The 16,854-nt window shown below is 52.0% G+C and carries 18 protein-coding genes; 3 read left to right on the top strand and 15 right to left on the bottom strand.

Annotation, left to right across the window (positions count from 1 at the left end):
* Positions 1 to 17: 17 nt before the first annotated feature.
* Together Dvar_RS20375 and Dvar_RS20380 are read right to left on the bottom strand one after the other, a co-directional pair.
* On the bottom strand, positions 18 to 1,946 hold the full coding sequence (locus tag Dvar_RS20375) for a B12-binding domain-containing radical SAM protein (RefSeq protein ID WP_419663803.1): 1,929 nt from the start codon (positions 1,944 to 1,946) through the stop codon (positions 18 to 20).
* 35 nt (positions 1,947 to 1,981) lie between these two features.
* On the bottom strand, positions 1,982 to 2,626 hold the full coding sequence (locus Dvar_RS20380; RefSeq protein ID WP_419663804.1) for a PilZ domain-containing protein: 645 nt from the start codon (positions 2,624 to 2,626) through the stop codon (positions 1,982 to 1,984).
* A 139-nt stretch (positions 2,627 to 2,765) separates the two neighbouring features.
* Between Dvar_RS20380 and Dvar_RS20385 the strand changes: the two genes are divergently transcribed.
* Positions 2,766 to 3,572: a DnaJ domain-containing protein gene (locus tag Dvar_RS20385; protein WP_419663805.1), complete on the top strand. Its 807-nt coding sequence runs from the start codon at positions 2,766 to 2,768 to the stop codon at positions 3,570 to 3,572.
* Between the two features lie 192 nt (positions 3,573 to 3,764).
* Complete coding sequence (hpf, locus tag Dvar_RS20390; RefSeq protein WP_419663806.1) at positions 3,765 to 4,064, top strand: ribosome hibernation-promoting factor, HPF/YfiA family; 300 nt, start codon at positions 3,765 to 3,767, stop codon at positions 4,062 to 4,064.
* A 126-nt stretch (positions 4,065 to 4,190) separates the two neighbouring features.
* Here hpf and Dvar_RS20395 read toward each other — a convergent pair whose 3' ends face one another.
* Both Dvar_RS20395 and Dvar_RS20400 read right to left on the bottom strand, forming a co-directional pair.
* Positions 4,191 to 4,607 (bottom strand): helix-turn-helix domain-containing protein, encoded by a 417-nt coding sequence (locus Dvar_RS20395; protein WP_419663807.1) that lies wholly within the window; start codon positions 4,605 to 4,607, stop codon positions 4,191 to 4,193.
* A gap of 15 nt (positions 4,608 to 4,622) precedes the next feature.
* On the bottom strand, positions 4,623 to 5,693 hold the full coding sequence (locus Dvar_RS20400; protein ID WP_419663808.1) for an HDOD domain-containing protein: 1,071 nt from the start codon (positions 5,691 to 5,693) through the stop codon (positions 4,623 to 4,625).
* 332 nt (positions 5,694 to 6,025) lie between these two features.
* Here Dvar_RS20400 and Dvar_RS20405 point away from each other — a divergent pair, with 332 nt between their 5' ends.
* Positions 6,026 to 6,529, top strand: coding sequence for a dihydrofolate reductase family protein (locus tag Dvar_RS20405; RefSeq protein WP_419663809.1), 504 nt, complete (start codon positions 6,026 to 6,028; stop codon positions 6,527 to 6,529).
* Here Dvar_RS20405 and Dvar_RS20410 read toward each other — a convergent pair.
* From Dvar_RS20410 to Dvar_RS20460, 11 genes are all read right to left on the bottom strand, one after another.
* Entirely contained in the window at positions 6,519 to 7,418 is a 900-nt protein-coding gene (locus Dvar_RS20410; RefSeq protein ID WP_419663810.1) for an NAD(P)-dependent oxidoreductase, read from the bottom strand. The genes Dvar_RS20405 and Dvar_RS20410 overlap by 11 nt on opposite strands.
* A 56-nt stretch (positions 7,419 to 7,474) precedes the next feature.
* Positions 7,475 to 8,131 carry a TPM domain-containing protein gene (locus Dvar_RS20415; protein WP_419663811.1) on the bottom strand — a complete coding sequence of 219 codons (657 nt, stop codon included), beginning with the start codon at positions 8,129 to 8,131 and terminating at the stop codon, positions 7,475 to 7,477.
* Between the two features lie 79 nt (positions 8,132 to 8,210).
* The gene (locus Dvar_RS20420) at positions 8,211 to 9,101 is read right to left on the bottom strand and encodes a TPM domain-containing protein (RefSeq protein WP_419663812.1); all 891 of its coding nucleotides are present in this window, start codon (positions 9,099 to 9,101) and stop codon (positions 8,211 to 8,213) included.
* A gap of 8 nt (positions 9,102 to 9,109) precedes the next feature.
* Positions 9,110 to 9,700, bottom strand: coding sequence for a LemA family protein (locus Dvar_RS20425; protein ID WP_419663813.1), 591 nt, complete (start codon positions 9,698 to 9,700; stop codon positions 9,110 to 9,112).
* A 106-nt stretch (positions 9,701 to 9,806) separates the two neighbouring features.
* The gene (locus Dvar_RS20430) at positions 9,807 to 10,502 is read right to left on the bottom strand and encodes an ABC transporter ATP-binding protein (RefSeq protein WP_419663814.1); all 696 of its coding nucleotides are present in this window, start codon (positions 10,500 to 10,502) and stop codon (positions 9,807 to 9,809) included.
* Positions 10,490 to 11,239, bottom strand: a complete 750-nt coding sequence (locus Dvar_RS20435) for an ABC transporter ATP-binding protein (RefSeq protein ID WP_419663815.1) — start codon at positions 11,237 to 11,239, stop codon at positions 10,490 to 10,492. The genes Dvar_RS20430 and Dvar_RS20435 overlap by 13 nt, the downstream gene beginning before the upstream one ends.
* Before the next feature lie 8 nt (positions 11,240 to 11,247).
* Positions 11,248 to 12,192 (bottom strand): branched-chain amino acid ABC transporter permease, encoded by a 945-nt coding sequence (locus Dvar_RS20440; protein WP_419663816.1) that lies wholly within the window; start codon positions 12,190 to 12,192, stop codon positions 11,248 to 11,250.
* A gap of 11 nt (positions 12,193 to 12,203) precedes the next feature.
* Positions 12,204 to 13,100 carry a branched-chain amino acid ABC transporter permease gene (locus tag Dvar_RS20445; RefSeq protein WP_419663817.1) on the bottom strand — a complete coding sequence of 299 codons (897 nt, stop codon included), beginning with the start codon at positions 13,098 to 13,100 and terminating at the stop codon, positions 12,204 to 12,206.
* 39 nt (positions 13,101 to 13,139) lie between these two features.
* Complete coding sequence (locus tag Dvar_RS20450; protein ID WP_419663818.1) at positions 13,140 to 14,348, bottom strand: ABC transporter substrate-binding protein; 1,209 nt, start codon at positions 14,346 to 14,348, stop codon at positions 13,140 to 13,142.
* A gap of 124 nt (positions 14,349 to 14,472) precedes the next feature.
* Positions 14,473 to 15,258, bottom strand: a complete 786-nt coding sequence (locus Dvar_RS20455; protein WP_419663819.1) for a LutC/YkgG family protein — start codon at positions 15,256 to 15,258, stop codon at positions 14,473 to 14,475.
* The gene (locus tag Dvar_RS20460; protein ID WP_419663820.1) at positions 15,255 to 16,691 is read right to left on the bottom strand and encodes a LutB/LldF family L-lactate oxidation iron-sulfur protein; all 1,437 of its coding nucleotides are present in this window, start codon (positions 16,689 to 16,691) and stop codon (positions 15,255 to 15,257) included. Before Dvar_RS20460 ends, Dvar_RS20455 begins: the two co-directional genes overlap by 4 nt.
* Between the last annotated feature and the right edge of the window lie 163 nt (positions 16,692 to 16,854).

Consider the following 16,854-nt stretch of genomic DNA (forward strand, 5'->3'; position numbering starts at 1 on the left):
GTATAAAAATGACGGCGTTATGGCTCTTGAAACCGATCGCCGGGTAAGAGGTCAAGCCAGTAATCCTCGCTCATGGTCAGGTAAATCCAGCTTTTCTGGGCGGATTGGTCGGCAAACGTGATCAGGGGCAGATCTTCACTGTCCGGTGCCCACCGGTTCTGCCACTGGTAAAGCGCTGAAATCGTATACTTGTCAGGTATGAAGATCCCGTCAACCATCTCCAGCATTTCCAATCCAGATCGATCCGGCAGCCTGTCCGCTGTCCACCAATACACCTGACGCTGCATCGCGCATTCAAAAACAAGCTGTTTTTGTTTGCAGAGCAGGGTTACCAGCATGGCACGGTTGCCTGGTGTGGGATAAAGAAAGCGCAGGTCATTGTCCAGATAATGGGGGCGATGCAGCTGGCATGCGTCCAGCAGGCGTTGCATATCAGGCAATTCGGATGGTTCCACCAGAACCACCTCAAAGGGGGTCAAGGGATTGGCCTTGCTGAATCCACGAATCATTTCAACCATGATGGACTGATCGCGCAGCCGGGGCCCAAACACCAGTTGATACGGATGGGCCAACTGACCGGCCCACATGCCCAGCTGAATCGCCGATTCAGATCGATTGATGATGAGTTTGGTGATCACCTGTACCCCGTTAAGATCGGCGGTGCAGACATAATTATCTTTGCCCTGAACGTACTGTGTCAGGCAACCGGACAAATCCAGATCGGGAAATGGATAGAGGCAAAGGTCAAACCGGTCCTGAGCCTCATCCAAGGCTTCTACAATCTGCTGATCCGTAAAGGTTGGCGTCTTGATGATCGTGTAGGGCGGTGTCGGATCGAAGGACAATTGCAGGGCCTGGTGGTTTTTTCGAAATGGTGTGCCGGGTAAAACAGATAGGGGAAAAACCTGAACATCATCAATCAGGCCGTTGTCGACAACAAACGCCAGGGATTGTGAAAATCCTTCTGGATCATCGCCGGGCAGACCGACAATCAGGTCAATACCGGTGTTGATACCGCGCGCTTTCAAACGTTTAACGCCTTGCAAAAAGGCTTTCAGATCCGTAGGGCGATCCATTTTTTTCAATGCTGTCGGGTTGGTGCTTTGCAGACCAATTTCAAACCAGGTGAATCCGGCGGCAGCGTATGCATCGGCTATTTTTTCAGTGACCGCCTCAGCCCTGATTTCGCTGATGATGCGAACGCGATGATCACGATTGATCCGAGCGATGGATTTAAGCAAATGATCCAGATCCCTGCGCGCATTCAAACACGGGTCAAGCAGATAGGCTTCTGCGATGCGATGAACACGTGTCCATTCGACCATGTCGACAACAAAATCAGCCGGTACTGTACTGATCCGCCTGCGCGACTTGCCATAATAACAATAGCCACATCGATGCGGACAACCCCGTTGGGTTTCAATCAGTACCATGTTTTCGATTTCAGGTTCTAGCAGGCCAAGCGGATAGGGGCTTTGGCCCTGTTCAAAGGCGGCGTCTGCACTGGCCTGGCCGGATTGTTGACGCCAATGGGTGCGGTCTTTCAACAAATCAGAAAAAAGTACCTCCCCTTCACCGAAAAGGTAAAAATCGACCGCCGGTGAAAGGATTCGATGGTTATCCGGTGTAACTTCCGGACCGCCGAAAACAATGCGCGGCCCGTATGCTTTTTTTAATTGCCTGGCCATGTACAACGAACGGTCGAGGTTCCAGGTATAAACCCCGAAGCCTACGATATCTGGCTGCTTTGCCAAAATAAGATCCAAAAGGGCCGCATCTCCCAGATACGTGGCCATGCGTTGCGGCAATAGGGAAACGGGACCGACGCCGGCGTTGTCTGCCGCCATTTTCAGGCAGGCGGCGCCCAATGGAATGTTGCCGGTTTGTCTGGCGAAATTGAGCTGAGGAATGGGCAGTTGGATCAAAAGTGTGCGTGTGGTCTTCAAGGAGGTTCCGGTACGATTGGATTGTTGTGGACTTTTTATTTTTTGCGGCAGATTCCTTTGGGGCGGTGACTGGGAAGGGATGTGCTTGGTTCTTCCAGTGCGCCCGGACTGACTGCCGGTCGTGGGCCAATGTGCTTTTGCGATTCAATACGCTCACGCTGTTCGGCCATGAAAACGGATGGATCAATGCTGCAGTGAAGCATCAGGCAGGTTTGATCCGATTCCTCACGGATAACACGGCCATTTATCTGAACCGTTCGGCCGCTGGCAAAAATGACCTCTCCATGAACGGTCTGACCGGTAGCATAAACACCAGTACAAAGCAACGAAAGACCGGTTTCTGAAATGTCCTTTACCGGACAGGTCAAGGCATCGGATGACAACGGCGCTAATTGGGTTTCCACAAAAAGAGGTGCGGCGGATGGATCAAAGTCAAGCCGGTAACTTTCCCGCCGCTGATCCGGGTGGGGAAAAATTTTAGGTGATGATGGCTTACGCCGTCGGGCCATCATCAATAAACGTAAAACGCTGATGGCTGCAACCAATCCGCTGATCGCAATCGCAGTGAGCCTATAGTATTGTGCGTGTGGCGACGGATTGGCAAGTGCGCCTTTTGAAAAAACAAGGCTGACGGCCAAGATTGCCAAACTAACGATCAGTGTGATCAGGTTCGTTCTCATTGAAAATAAATGGCACCTTACCCGGTGTTTTTTTGGTATTCGTTCATTTTTCCCGTCGCCATTGCTCCGATTGATGACTATGTTATACCGTATCGGGTAAATGTGGGGAAAATTAAATCAAAGAGGGAAAAAAACAAGCATGTCAACAAAGGACTATTATCAGATATTGGGGGTGGATCGAAAGGCAGACGCGAAAACCATTAAAAATGTCTATCGAGATCTGGCATTTAAATATCATCCCGATCGCAACGAGAAAAATTCGGATAGTGCGGACATGATGAAAATGGTCAATGAGGCTTACGCCGTTCTTTCCGATGAAAAAAAGCGCCATGAATACGATGCCATGCAGAGCCAGTTTGGCGAGAATGCCTATGGGCAGTTTCGTAGTGCATACACCGAGCAGGATATTTTCAAAGGGTCGGATGTGCATCAGATTTTCGAGGAGATGGCCCGTTCATTTGGCTTACGGGGGGTGGATTCTATTTTCAGTGATTTTTACGGGTCCGGATATCAGCGATTCGAGTTCAAACGGCACGGACTGCATGGCAAAGGATTTATTTATCGAGGCAGGGCCGGCAAACGGTATGGAAGATCCATGGCTGGTGGGGCTTCCCGGGGGGTGGGACGGTTTGCAAAATATTTGCTTCAAAAGGCCACCGGGGTGCGCCTGCCACAAATGGGGGAGGATATCCATGATTCTATTTCTCTTTCTCCCGAACTGGCTCAATCTGGCGGACCGTTTGCCTACAACCATCAAAGACGTTCCAAAAAACTGGTGGTGAACATTCCTGTCGGTACCCGCGAAGGTCAACAAATTCGACTGGCCCAAATGGGGGCCATGGGAAAAAATGGGGGGCCTGCCGGAGATCTGTATCTGAAAGTCAAACTGAAAAAACCAATTTTGGAAAAAGCAAAGGATTTTATTGTCTCTGCGTTTCGGCGATGATAAACTAATAATAACTGTTTACCCTTTGGGAACAGCAAATTTTACTGTTTTAGTGAAAGGAGGGCGCTGTACGGATTTTTTCAGTCAGTCAGTCAATCAAGCATAGATTCACCTCCCCGTCGGTCCAAATAGAATCAGGGGATTGCTTAAAAGTGGAGATCGGACCGAACTACCGCGAAAGGAGGGCAGTATATGCAAATATTGGTCACCTTTAAAAATGTCGACTCTTCGGACTACCTGAAAACCTACCTTGAAGAAAAACTCAATCGTCTTGAAAAAATTATGCCCAACCCGGGAACTGCCGAAGCGGTTTTCCAGGAAGAAAAATTGCGTAAAATTGTCGATGTCAGTCTGACTGGCAAAGGATTTGACGTTTACGCCAAGGAAGAAAGCGGTGCATGGAACGAAGCGATCGATCTCGTCGTCGACAAGGCAAAAAAGCAGTTGATTAAAAACAAGGAAAAGATTCAGTCACATCGTCCGGAAGCTTGAGTCCTGCCATCAAGGCCGGTGCAGCGTTCTCACTGACGCTGCCCGGCCCCTTTTATCTGGTAATGATTACAATTTTTTCACTGTTTATCGCGTTTTGAATCAACAAAACAATATACTTAATGGTTTCTAATTTCTAATCAGATGGCGAAGCTCCGGCCGATTAAGGTTGTCTGCATCAACTAGAAGATTGCCGCTATCATCAACACTTCCCGATAAACGGCCGTTTTTTATCCACTGCCTGACGCCCTGTTCGGTCAGGTAGGTCATCTGCGTAAATGTATCGACATCATAGGTTTTATTGTCGAATGACTTGGGTGGCGGGGTTGACTGCGGTGCGGGCGTTGGGCTTTTCAGTGCAGCTGCGCTGGTCTGACCCGTACCTGATTCGGTTGGTTGTGTCTGGCTTGCATCAATGGCCCATTTTCCGCCTATCTTTTGGCCCTGCAGCTCGCCTTTTCTCAGCATCTTGGTAATGGTGGAAACAGAAAGTCCTGATATTTTCGAATATTCATTGGTTGTTAGTGTGTTACCTGCACTCGTCATACATCTAACTCCTTTTTAGGCCATGCTTTGGGTAATTTGGCTGACGGCTTCGGCCGTCGCTTCAATGTAGTTGGCCAGATCCGATTCATCCAACGATAAAAAAGTGAGCGCTTTAGGATCCAGCTCATATTGGCCGCCCACGGGGGGGCTTTCATTTTCGCACTGTTGGGCAACGTAATTGGCAGTGTGGACAATAAATGCCAGTTGGTTTCCGTCAGATGCGCCGGGCTCATGATGATAGCGCATGGCGCTCACATGATTTTCCGGAAGTTTCCACTTGGTGCATAGATCGGATGCCAGTTCGGTATGATCGAAGCCCAGCACCTGTTTCTCAACTTCCAGGAAAGTAAGATTGTTTTTCAGTGCCTGGTCCACCTGTTCCTTTCTTTCCAACAGATATTTATCCAGTGCCAGCTTGCCCGCATCATGAATCAGTCCCACGGAGAAAGCGTCATTTTCCAGTGCTGGTGCACGATCCTTGGCAATGGCTCGGGAACACAAGGCCACAGCAAGTGAATGTTTCCAAAGCGCTCCGGATCCCATCCGGTATCCCTTTAGATGACTGCCCAATAGACTGGTGGCCGATACCATGGTAATCAGCTGTTCCAGTGTCTTATGACCCAGTACCACCGTGGCCTGGTGAATAGATGATACCATTCCGGAGAGTCCATAATACGCCGAGTTGGCGACCTGAAGCACCTTGGCGGCAATCGCCTGATCGGTTTCAATCACCTCGGCGATTTCTTTGAATCCGGATTTGGGATTGGCCATTACTTCGCGGGCTTTATAGATAATTTTGGGCATTGGGGGCAGGTCTTTGATACTGCTTAAAATTTTGCGTTTGAGATCCGTGCCCTCTAGTTCTCCGGAAGATTTCTCTGAAATCGGGGTGATTACCACTTTGCCGGTGGCGGTTGCATCTGCCGGTTCGGGTGTTACTGGCGGTGCCGGTTCAGATTTTTCTCTTAAATCCAGTGTGATTTTCGATTTGCAACCCGGACAGGGAAATGACACTTTTTTTCCGGTAGGAAGGCGATCATCGGGAAGTTCAAAGGATTTACCACAGTTTTCACATTCAACTTTCATGGAAATACCTTTCTCGGGGTCATCAAGGGTTCTGAAATATCTCTTGATTAAGCTTGTATTATAACGGCTTCGGTTGATTTTGACCAGAATCAATTGTGTTGTTTGGCCTTAAGGTCATGGCAAAGAAACGCGCACCACGTGTTTTCATCGGCCATCGGTAAAAAAAACTTGATTCAAACTTTGTCGGTTCCCGGAATTCGAAAAGACGGCTTTTTTCAAGGCGAGATCGAGCAATATTTCAACCCCACGTTTTTTATGATATGTAGCCAGGCTACACTGTTACAAGTTGATCACCAACTGCTATCCACATCAAATATGGGAAATTTCGCCGCATGCATGTCAGTTTAATGGTTGCCATTACCATTGATGGGAAAATCGCCAGAGATTCGGACCACTACCCCGACTGGACCGGTAAAGCCGATAAAAAGCTCTACGTTGAAATTACCAAAAAAGCCGGTGTCATGATTATGGGGTCAAAGACTTTTGATATTATCGGACGCGTCCTTCCCGGACGAAAAACCGTGGTGATGACGCGCAACCCCGACAGAATTTCTGACCAGGATAACCTCGAATTTACATCGATGCCGCCGGATAAGATTCTGGCCCATTTGGCAGCCCAGGGATTTGATGAGGCGGTGGTTGTCGGGGGAGCGAAAATCAACGGGCTTTTTGCCAAACAAGCGCTCATCGACGAACTGATTGTTACCATCTCCCCCTATGCATTTGGCAGCGGGCTGTCTATTTTTTCCGATATCGTGGATCTGAAACTAGCGTTGAAAAAGGTATGGCAGTTGGATGAAAATACTATCTGCGTTCGATACCGAGTTATCCATTGACGGATATGTTTGGACGGTTGATGGCTTTTAGCACCTGAAATAACCCTTGCGTGCCAAGGTCTTCCCACCCCATGGCCATGGCGGCCGTATAAAACTGGTGCACCAATGCCAATCCCGGCAGTGACAATTGCATGCGCCGAGCCTCATCCAGTGCGATCCCCATGTCTTTGACAAAATGCTTAATAAAAAAGCCAGGGTTGAAATCGTTGTCGGCGATTCTGCGTCCAAGATTGTTAATGGACCAGGAACTGGCCGCTCCCTTGCCGATAATATCGATCACCTGATGGGCGTCCATGCCCGCCTTTTCAGCATATAAAAGCGATTCCACCACGCCGATCATGGTTCCGGCGATCAGGATCTGGTTGGTCATCTTAGTATGTTGTCCGGCACCGGCACCGCCCATTAAGGCGATGGTTTGGCCCATGATTTCAAACAGCGGTCGGACCGATTCAAACACCAAAGGGTCGCCGCCCACCATGATGGCCAGGGTTGCCTCGCGAGCGCCCACATCACCGCCTGAAACCGGGGCATCCAGGGCACTGACGCCTTTTTGCGCGCATTGGATAGAAATCGTCCGGGCCAGATCCGGACTGGACGTGGTCATGTCCACCACCACGGCATTGGATGAGGTCCCCGCAAGGACACCGTTATCGGATAGGATGACCTCGCGAACATCATCCGGAAACCCCACCATGGTGAAGATGATGTCGCTTTGCTTGGCGACGGCCTTGGGCGCACTGGCCCATACGGCCCCTTTTTCCACCAATGACTGCGCCTTGTCCCGGCTCCGATTGTAAACTGTCAGATGATGTCCGGCGGCCAGTAAATGTCCAGCCATGGACGCGCCCATGACACCGGTCCCAATCCAGCCTATACGTTGTTTGGCCATTTGGTTCGCTTTCTATTGCTTTTCTTGAAACGCTACTGCGGGCAGCGGCATTTCCCTCAGCTTTTTTCGATGATCAGGTTTGTTAATTCATTGGTGTCGTCGGGCTTGATGGGAAAATGGGATTGTAATAACGCTCCAATGCTGTCGATGGCACTGCAGATCGCATCCGCTGATTGACCTCGATGAATGCCCTGTGTGATTCGATCCACCAGGTTTTCCCATTCGCCTTTGGGAACCTTTTCATGAATTCCCTTGTCAGCCAAAAGCCAGACTTTGTGTTCGAAAACCGAGATAAATAACAAGACCCCACTGGCATCCCGGGTTCGGTAAAGCCCTTGCCTGAAGAAAGCGGTGATGGCGGCTTCCTCGACTTCCGCATCGATTTCCCGCCGTGAAATAAAGGGACGTTTGAGGCATGGGATACGATTGAGCAGCCATCCGCCCAAGGCGAACAAGATGGTAAACAATCCAATAAACAGCCACATGTTCTGCGTCCCGATCCACATCCAGCCACCGATGAAGTGAGTGGAAAGCAGCGATAACGGCAGCGCAGCGGCCGTCGCGCCGAATACACCGGCAAGGGGATAATGATAGCTTGACGGTACGATCATGCATACCACTTCACCGGAAGTTTTTTGCTCCACGGCTGCAACCGCCTTTTCAATGCGTTCACGATCGGTTTGGGATAAAAACCGTTCAACCAGGTTTTTCATCGATGCCCTTTATTTTCGTTCGTGTCCATCCGGAAAATGAGTGTCATTTCATCAACAAATATCGGATGAATCAGCGGCATTACCAGCCACCGGATGCACCACCGCCGCCAAATCCACCGCCACCGCCTGAAAACCCACCGAACCCACCGGATGAAAAGCCCCCATCGCCGCCGGATCCCCGGCCCCAATATCCCCCGCTTCGATGGACAAGGGAAAAGGGACCGCCGAAAAGGCTAAGCAGCAGGCCAACGACAACGCCGACAGGAATCAGTGCCAACAACAGCAACGGTCCAAGGCCGAAAAAGAGCGCACCGGCAATGGGAAATAGGATCGCTCCAGCAGCAGCACCAATGAAACGTCTTTTTCGACTGAGCGCATTGATAATCAAAAAAAGCCCCAACACCCCCAACAAGGCCGTTCCTTTTTTGGGTTGCCGGGGCTTTTGTGGAAGGTCGGCGGTCGAAAATTCTCCCTTGACGACACCGATCATGGCGGCCACACCCTCGGTGATTCCCTGATCAAATTGACCCAATTTGAATCGCGGGGTAATCACGTTGCGAATAATACGGCCGGCAACGAGATCGGTCAGGCTGCCTTCCAGTCCGTAGCCGACTTCTATACGGATTTTGCGATCATTTTTGGCGATCAGCAAGATGGCACCGTTATCAGCTCCCGATTGGCCGATTTTCCAGTTTTCGGCCACCCGGATGGAGAAGTCTTCCAGGCTATCGCCTTCAAGAGAGGAGATGGTAAGGACCACAATCTGGGTGGATTCCTTTTGCTCGAAATCGGTCAATACCGATTCCAACTGACGCTGACCGGCTGGGCTGAGCATGGCGGCATAATCATTGACATGGCCTTTGAGCACCGGAACATCCAGCGCCTGGAGATTGCCAACGCTGCATAGCACAATCAGTAGCAACCCAACAAAGACCGCGCCATTTTTTTTTAGTTGAAGGAGACAAGCCATAATGGAACCTAATCAAAATTGATTTTTGGGGCCTGGGTGGCGCCGGTTTCGGCTTTAAAATATTCTTTGCGGTCCAGATGCAGCAGAAAGCTATTGGTAAGGCTGTAGGGCAGGCTGCGAATTTTTGCGTTAAACACTTCAACGGCTTTATTGTAGCGTTGGCGAGCGACATTGATACGGTTTTCCGTGCCTTCCAGCTGGTTTTGCAAATCCAGAAAATTCTGATTGGCTTTCAAATCCGGGTAACGTTCCACCACCACCATCAGCCGCGAAAGGGCGGATGACAGACCGCCCTGGGCATCAAGCATCTGCTGCATGGCCTGGGCACTGCCCAAATCATCAGTCGAAAGTTTGACGCTTGTCGCTTTGGCCCGGGCTTCAACCACGGCTTGAAGCGTCTCTTTCTCATGGGCGGCGAACCCTTTGACCGTGGCAACCAGGTTGGGAATCAGATCCGCCCGGCGCTGGAGGTTGCTTTCCACATCAGACCAGGATCGAAAAACCTGTTCCTCCATCTGCTGCATGGCATTGTAGCCGCAGCCACCTGCGACGATGGTGAGCATGATCGCGGCGATGAAGTATTTTACATGTTTGAGCATGCGCCCCTCCGTTGTTAATTGCACAAGACAGGTGGTGAGATAGGGATAATGATAATATTGATACAGGGGTAACGGTTTGGCAACCTTTTCCTTTGTCGGGCGACGACTACACGCAGAGGTATTTGTTACGCACTTCTTCATTTTGCTGAAGATCTTCGCGGCTGCCATGATAGCGGATCGATCCATTGTCGATCACATACCCCCGATCACTCAACCGGAGGGCAACCTCCAGGTTTTGCTCGGCCAGCAGAACCGTCAACCCGCTGTGCTTGAGCTTTTCAATTTGTTCTTCGAGCATGTTGACCACCAGAGGGGCGAGGCCTTCCGTAGGCTCGTCAAGCAACAACAGCTCCGGGTTGGTCATCAGGGCGCGACCGATCGTAAGCATTTGTTGCTCACCGCCACTCAAGAAACCGGCCCGCCGGCCGTCAATTTTTTCCAAGGCCGGGAAAAACCGGTAGACCCGATCTTTGTCCCAGCCCCCCTCCTGGTAATTGCGGGCTGAGATCTCCAGGTTTTCACCAACGCTCAGATCGGCAAACACCCGGCGATCATCGGGTACGTACCCCATGCCGCAGCGTACCATGCGAAACGGCTTTTTGCCGGTACAATCCACGCCTTTGAATTGGACAGTTCCTTTTTTTGGGGGTGTCAGCCCCATGATACTGCGCATGGTGGTACTTTTCCCCGCACCGTTTCTACCCAACAGACACACACATTCGCCTTGATCAACGGCAAGGGAAACGTCAAACAGGATGTGACTGAGACCATAATAGGTGTGGATTTTGTCTACGCTGAGCATGTGTCGGCACCTCCCAGATACGCTTCGCGAACCTTTGGATCGGATCGAACCGCTTCGGGCAAGTCCTGAATGATAGTGCGGCCCTGCTGCATGACCATGATCTGGGTGGCGATGGAAAACACCATGCCCACGTCGTGTTCACAGAAAAGAATCGTCAGACCCCGTTGGCTGGAGAGCTGCTTCATGAGGGCCAGCGTCACCGCTGTTTCTTCGGGCGACATACCGGCTGTGGGTTCATCCAGAATCAGCAGCTCCGGACGGTTGCCCAGGGCAATGGCGATTTCCAGCACCTTTTGATCCCCGTGGGAAAGAAAGCCGCTGGTCATATCGGCCTTGTCAAGCAGGCCGACGCTATCCAAAATTTCCCGTGTTTCATTGACCGCCATGGTCTGGGCCGGCCGAAAAAGGTTAAGGGTTTTTCTGCGCCGTGAAAGCACCGCCACCTGAACGTTTTCAAAAACCGTCAAGCGGTTGAAGATGTTGACGACCTGATAGGACCGGCTGATTCCCTTGCGGCAGACCATATGAGGGGCGAGACCGGCGATATTTTCACCCTTAAAAACAATGGCCCCCGAATCGGGTTTGAGCTGACCGGTGATCAGATGAAAAAGGGTGGTTTTCCCGGCACCGTTGGGGCCGATAACGGCCACCACCTCTCCATCGCCAACCGAAAGATGAGCATCGGCAACCGCCATAAACCCGTCGAATGATTTTTGAAGTGATTCGATGCGAAGCATAATGCTCCTTATGGGATGGGTTTCGGGCTCCGGTGCTTTTTTACGAACAAGCCCAAAACGCCTTCGGGTAGAAAAAAGATCAGCAGCATGAGCACAATTCCCAGTACCAGAGTCCAGTATTCGGTATAAATGCCCACAATCGATCGCAAGGCAACGATGATCCCCGCCCCCAGCATCGGTCCCAGAAAAATAAACCAGCCACCCAAGAGGCACATGATCAGGATTTCAAGGGAAAGCGTCCAGAAAAGCAGATCCGGAAAAACAGATCCTTCCACGGTGACAAACAGAGTCCCGGCCACACCGGCAAAAAAAGCCGCCAAGGTAAGGCCGACCAGCTGATGCCGTTTGACATTGACGCCAATGGCACTGCATCGTTCAGGGTTGTCGCGGATGCCCTGAAAGGTCCTGCCAAAGGGTGAGTTAACAATCAGGTACATCAGGATAAGCGCAAAAATGGCCACCGAGAGATTGAAATAATATGCATTGGCAGAGCCTTCGCAGATCGATGGCACGGGTATCCCGTGGATACCGTCATCGCCGCCGGTAAAATCATACCAGCGATAGATGATGGCCCAGACCAAGGAACCGAGCGAAATTTGCAGCATGCCGAAATAAAGCTTTGACAGGCGAATGGTCAGCAGGCCCAGCACCAGTCCCAATATGGCGGAGCAGACCGGCGCCAGGAAATATCCCAGCCAGACCGGCAGGCCGGATTTTACCGCCAACAGGGCGAAAGCATAGGCGCCGAATCCATAAAACACCGCGTGATGGAACTGATACATGCCGCCGAATCCCAGCACCAGGTTGAGGCTGGTGGCGAGCAGGCCCGTGGCAAAAATAAGCGCCATCAGATAAATCTGAAACCGCGGCAGAAATTGGGGCAGAATGTACAGCACGGCGACCAGTGGTATAATCAGCACCATTTTTTTATTGCCAAAAAGCGCAGCAGACAAAACCGATCTCCTTACCAGGTTGATTTGAGAATTCCCCGGGGCCTGAAGAAAAGCACGACTACCACTGCCACATAGGGGAAAACAATGGCAAACTGGGGCCAGATGAGGATGCCGATGGAGTCGGTCAGACCGAAGATCAAGGCCCCCAACAGTGCCCCCCAGATGTTGCCCAGTCCGCCGATAATGACGATCAGAAACGCTTCGATGATGATCGAATGATCCATGCCCTGGGTGATGTTCTGGGTGGGCGCGACCAGGGCGCCGCCAAGGCCGGCCAGATAGCAGCCGATGACGAATACGGCGGCGAACACCCAGCTCACATTGATTCCCACGGCGCCGACCATTTCCCGATCCACAGCAGCGGCCCGGGCGATTTTGCCGATTTTGGTATGGTTGGTCAAAAGCCACAGGCCCAGCGCCACCAGGGGCCCGACGATCAGCAAAAACAAATTGTAGCGGGGAAAAGGGAAGCCCTGGATGGAAAAAGAGCCTTGGAGAAACGCGGGTACCGTCAGGCTGCGATAATCCGATCCCCAGATCAGCTTGACCATGTCGCCGAAGACCAGGGTGAAAGCAAAGGTAAATAGCAGCAGCATGAGGTGTTCGCGCTCGTAAAGATGGCAAAACAGGCAGCGTTCAACGAGAAAACTGATCAAGGCCACCCCCAAAGGGGCGATCAACAGGGCGATGAAAAAACCTGCCAGAGTGTGGCCGAACAGGTTGGAGACCGTGTAGGTGAGAAAGGCTCCGATCATGTAAAGCGACCCGTGGGCCACATTCGGAATCCTCAACACGCCGAGCACCAGACTCAGTCCGGACGAGACGATAAATAGAATGGTTGTTCGGCTGAGTCCCACCAGGATCTGCTGAACCAGGGCGGAAAAGGTGACATTGGCGGCAAATTCCATAGGCGCGATCTTTCCTGACGATTTCTGGATGAGCAATAACTATTTGCGTGATGCGGCGATCTCTTCACAGCTTGGCATGACCTCAGAACCCGGTATGGTGACGATATCCGTGGCCGTCAGAAAATCATATCCAGCCACCTTCTTGGTCACGCCCATAAACATGGGCAGGGTCGCCTGGTGGTCACAGGCGCGCATGGTCACCGGACCGATGGGGCTGTCGACGGTCAGATCTTCGACCGCATTGATAAACGCCTTGGTGTTGACCTTGCCGGCTTTCTGGTAGGCCTGGGCGATGAATTTGGCCGTTAGCAGGCCATAGACGGCACCTACCGCCGGTTCACGGTTGTAGGCTTTTTTGAAATCAGCGACAAACTGTTGGTTGGCATCGCTTTCAGGGAAATAGAAAAAATAATTGGAAGTGCCGATGACCCCTTCAGGGCCGTCAAGCCCCAACGGTTTCAATGTCGACAGTTCAGTGGCCGTATGCATGAAAAAGGGCACGCGTTCATTAAACCCGGTGGCTTTGGCCGCTTTCAGAAACGGAACGCAGTCGCGACCGCCGGTGGCAATGATGACAGCGTCGGGTTGGGCTGACAAAATGGCGGTAATATAAGGGGTAAAATCAGGCTCACCGACTTTCCACCAGGATTGGCCAAGTAGCTCGACATCGGGACGCAGCTGTTTGAGGTTTGTCCATACGCCGTCGGCCAGGGCATGTCCGTATTCGTAGTCGTCCCCGGCGATCCAGTATTTCTTAAACGGGCGCTTGGCCAGACCGGCGGCACCGGCTTTGCCGGCCAGGGCGGTGTTTTCAGTGATCGAGAATACATAACGGTGGCCTTTTTCACCGGTGATCTTGGCGCTTTTGGAAAAGGTTGCAAAGAACGGGATTTTTTCTTTCTTGACCAGATCGGAAATGGCCAGGGCCAGCGCGCTGTTGATGGTGCCCATCAAGATGTCCACGTTTTCACGGTAGATCAGCTCCTTGGCTGCCGACAGGCCGATATCGACCTTAAACTTGCTGTCGCGGGTGGTGAAAACGATTTTTCGCCCCAGTATGCCGCCGGCGGCATTGATTTTATCCACCTCCAGTTTAAACGCATCACGAACATCGTTGGTATAGGTGGCAGGCGGGCCGCTATAACAATCCACAATACCGATCTTTATCGCTTTGGCTGCCTGAGCGGAATTAACCATGGGGGAAAAAACCAAAACCAGAGCGAGGGAAAACCAGATTGCCTTTTTCATCCTGAACCTCCACTTTTTGTATTTGGTTAAACAAAGGGATAAAAAATCTCTATACAGCAATAATCGGTGATGACTTTATCTATGAATGCAATGTTTATGGATGCATAGGCCATTCATTTTTAAATCACCCTGGGTTGATGATGTATAGCCACATTGCTTTTGGCCCGTGTGCGCCGTGGACCAGGGTGGCTTCAATATCTGCGGTTTTGCTGGGACCGGAAATAAATGTCATGCAAGTGCTTAGATCCGCTTCCCCGTCTGCCTGTTGCCAGCGCAAAGTGGCATACAGTTCTCCAAAATCCGCCAGAACCTGGTCGGCGGTGATCACGGCAATGTGAATCGACGGAACCAGGGAAACGCTACGGGGTTGACCCGGACCGGTTTTGAGCACCAGCGTGGCGGTGTCGGCCACGCAGTAATCTGCGCTGGTAACCCCAACAAAGCTCTCCATAATACCTTGGCGCAGGCGCTGTCTCTGGTTTGCAGTAACCTGACCGGAGGAAGTCGGGAAAAAATCACGGCTGGAAATCACGGGGATGTGGTGCGCTGACAGTTTCGAGTCAAGACCAAGGCGCTGGATCAGTGGATGGTTCCAGATGCAGACCTTGCGGGGACCGGTCCATTCCACCGGTGCCCGGGCGATTGTGGCGGCAATGGCCATGGCTGCTTCATCGACAGAGGCTGATATATTTACATTGAGGTTGATCGGTTGGGCAGCGTCCATCAATGTTTCCAACAGTACCTGGCGCTGGCCGTGACTCCGGTTTTGGATTCGATCCAACAGTCGTTGACTCTTTTCAGATGGGTGCGAGCGGAAAAGATCCGGCGGGTCTTTTCTGGGAACCCCTCCGGGATGGCCGAGGGCCTTACGAACAGCTTCCATAAACGCCGCCTGGTTGTTGTCGCTCATGCTTGATGCCCTTTATTGCTCCAGCGTTCATGAAAGCTTTGCCCGGCCAGCGGCCTGAGGTTGCGGTTGGCCGTCCATCCATGGACAGGCGGCGGCAGCCGTCGAAGCATTTCATCCATGCGTGGCATGTATTTTTGGAAAAACCGGCCGGCCCGAAGCACCAGATCGTATAACCGGCGATGACCAACAATGGTTGACCATATCCCATAACCGAGTTTTTCGATGGGATTGGCTGGTGATACCGACCATTGCGGGTCTCCTTCAGCCAATTGGGCGCGCAGTCGCAAGAGCATCCGCGGCAGATCAATATTGATCGGGCAAGCCTGCCGACAGGCCCCGCAAAGTGTCTCGCCTTGGCACAAATGCCGGGCACGGTTGATGCCCACCAACAGCGGGGTGACCACGGCCCCGACCGGTCCGCAGTAGGGGGAACCGTAGGCGTGTCCACCGATTTTGCGGTACACGGGACAAACATTCAGGCAGGCAGCGCAGCGAATGCAACAAAGCATTTCCCTGTATTCGGGATCAGCAAGGATTTTGGATCGGCCATTGTCAAGGATAATCAGATGAAAGGCATCCGGGCCATCAGGCTGTTCAGGCCGCCGTGGACCACCCACATAACTGACGTAGGTGGCCATATTTTGCGCCGCCGCCCCGCGGGTTAAAAGCCGGAACAGCACATCGTGATCTTCGAGCCGGGCAATGACACGTTCCATGCCCATCAGGGCCACATGCACCCGGGGCAGGGTGGAAGACATGCGAATGTTACCCTCGTTGGAAACGGTGGTGATATGTCCGGTCTCGGCGCAGGCCAGGTTACACCCGCTGATTCCCATGTCGGCAGTGAGGAATTTTTCACGCAGGGCCTTGCGGGCTGCGCGGGTGAGGGTAGGGGGATCGTCGGTGTAAGGTGTGCCGATGGTATCGGCAAAAAGTCGGCCGATATCCGCTCGGGATTTGTGGATGGCCGGAGCAATGATATGCGAGGGATGCTCGCCGGCCAGTTGAACGATGTATTCCCCCAGATCGGTTTCAACAACCTCGATGCCATCCGCCGATAAAGCATCGTTCAAACCGATTTCCTCAGACACCATGGATTTGCCTTTAACCACCCGCCGGACATTGTTTTGCCTGGCCACGTTGCGCAGATAGCTGATCGCACTGTCCGCGTTCGGGGCAAAAAAGACATGGCCGCCGTTTTCAGTGATTTTCTGCGTGAGACGATCGAGCAGGATATCCAGATGCTCGATGGACTCCATGCGAATATCATGCGCCTTAAGGCGCAGGTCCGGGCCCTCGGGAAGGCGGCGGTATGCATCTGCTGCGCCTTTACCAAGGCGTTCCTGTAAGTTGGCCAGGGCATCCTGAAGAACCGGATTGCCGATGCCCTCGGTAGCTGCGGATCGATATTTTTCAGTGGTAATGGTTGCCATGCGGGGTCAGCTGGTCTTCGTGCTCATGTGGTTTGTCGGTGCAACGCCCTTTTTTACTGGGATTCATTTTGTCGGGTTTTATTGAAAGCCTTACAAAAAATGACGGCTGTTTATAATCGGCAACAATATCGAAGCGTCCCCACATTGACAAGTTGTTTTTGGA

It is taken from the genome of Desulfosarcina variabilis str. Montpellier (assembly GCF_048565275.1).
Lineage (GTDB): Bacteria > Desulfobacterota > Desulfobacteria > Desulfobacterales > Desulfosarcinaceae > Desulfosarcina > Desulfosarcina variabilis.

What these genes read in the sequence shown, in the direction of transcription:
- Dvar_RS20430 (WP_419663814.1), bottom strand. Translation starts at nt 10,502, where the DNA reads ATGCTCAGCGTAGACAAAATCCACACCTATTATGGTCTCAGTCACATC.
- Dvar_RS20435 (WP_419663815.1), bottom strand. Translation starts at nt 11,239, where the DNA reads ATGCTTCGCATCGAATCACTTCAAAAATCATTCGACGGGTTTATGGCG.
- Dvar_RS20450 (WP_419663818.1), bottom strand. Translation starts at nt 14,348, where the DNA reads ATGAAAAAGGCAATCTGGTTTTCCCTCGCTCTGGTTTTGGTTTTTTCC.
- Dvar_RS20395 (WP_419663807.1), bottom strand. Translation starts at nt 4,607, where the DNA reads ATGACGAGTGCAGGTAACACACTAACAACCAATGAATATTCGAAAATA.
- Dvar_RS20460 (WP_419663820.1), bottom strand. Translation starts at nt 16,691, where the DNA reads ATGGCAACCATTACCACTGAAAAATATCGATCCGCAGCTACCGAGGGC.
- Dvar_RS20455 (WP_419663819.1), bottom strand. Translation starts at nt 15,258, where the DNA reads ATGAGCGACAACAACCAGGCGGCGTTTATGGAAGCTGTTCGTAAGGCC.
- Dvar_RS20410 (WP_419663810.1), bottom strand. Translation starts at nt 7,418, where the DNA reads ATGGCCAAACAACGTATAGGCTGGATTGGGACCGGTGTCATGGGCGCG.
- Dvar_RS20415 (WP_419663811.1), bottom strand. Translation starts at nt 8,131, where the DNA reads ATGAAAAACCTGGTTGAACGGTTTTTATCCCAAACCGATCGTGAACGC.
- Dvar_RS20385 (WP_419663805.1), top strand. Translation starts at nt 2,766, where the DNA reads ATGTCAACAAAGGACTATTATCAGATATTGGGGGTGGATCGAAAGGCA.
- Dvar_RS20420 (WP_419663812.1), bottom strand. Translation starts at nt 9,101, where the DNA reads ATGGCTTGTCTCCTTCAACTAAAAAAAAATGGCGCGGTCTTTGTTGGG.
- Dvar_RS20400 (WP_419663808.1), bottom strand. Translation starts at nt 5,693, where the DNA reads ATGAAAGTTGAATGTGAAAACTGTGGTAAATCCTTTGAACTTCCCGAT.
- Dvar_RS20405 (WP_419663809.1), top strand. Translation starts at nt 6,026, where the DNA reads ATGCATGTCAGTTTAATGGTTGCCATTACCATTGATGGGAAAATCGCC.
- hpf (WP_419663806.1), top strand. Translation starts at nt 3,765, where the DNA reads ATGCAAATATTGGTCACCTTTAAAAATGTCGACTCTTCGGACTACCTG.
- Dvar_RS20425 (WP_419663813.1), bottom strand. Translation starts at nt 9,700, where the DNA reads ATGCTCAAACATGTAAAATACTTCATCGCCGCGATCATGCTCACCATC.
- Dvar_RS20380 (WP_419663804.1), bottom strand. Translation starts at nt 2,626, where the DNA reads ATGAGAACGAACCTGATCACACTGATCGTTAGTTTGGCAATCTTGGCC.
- Dvar_RS20445 (WP_419663817.1), bottom strand. Translation starts at nt 13,100, where the DNA reads ATGGAATTTGCCGCCAATGTCACCTTTTCCGCCCTGGTTCAGCAGATC.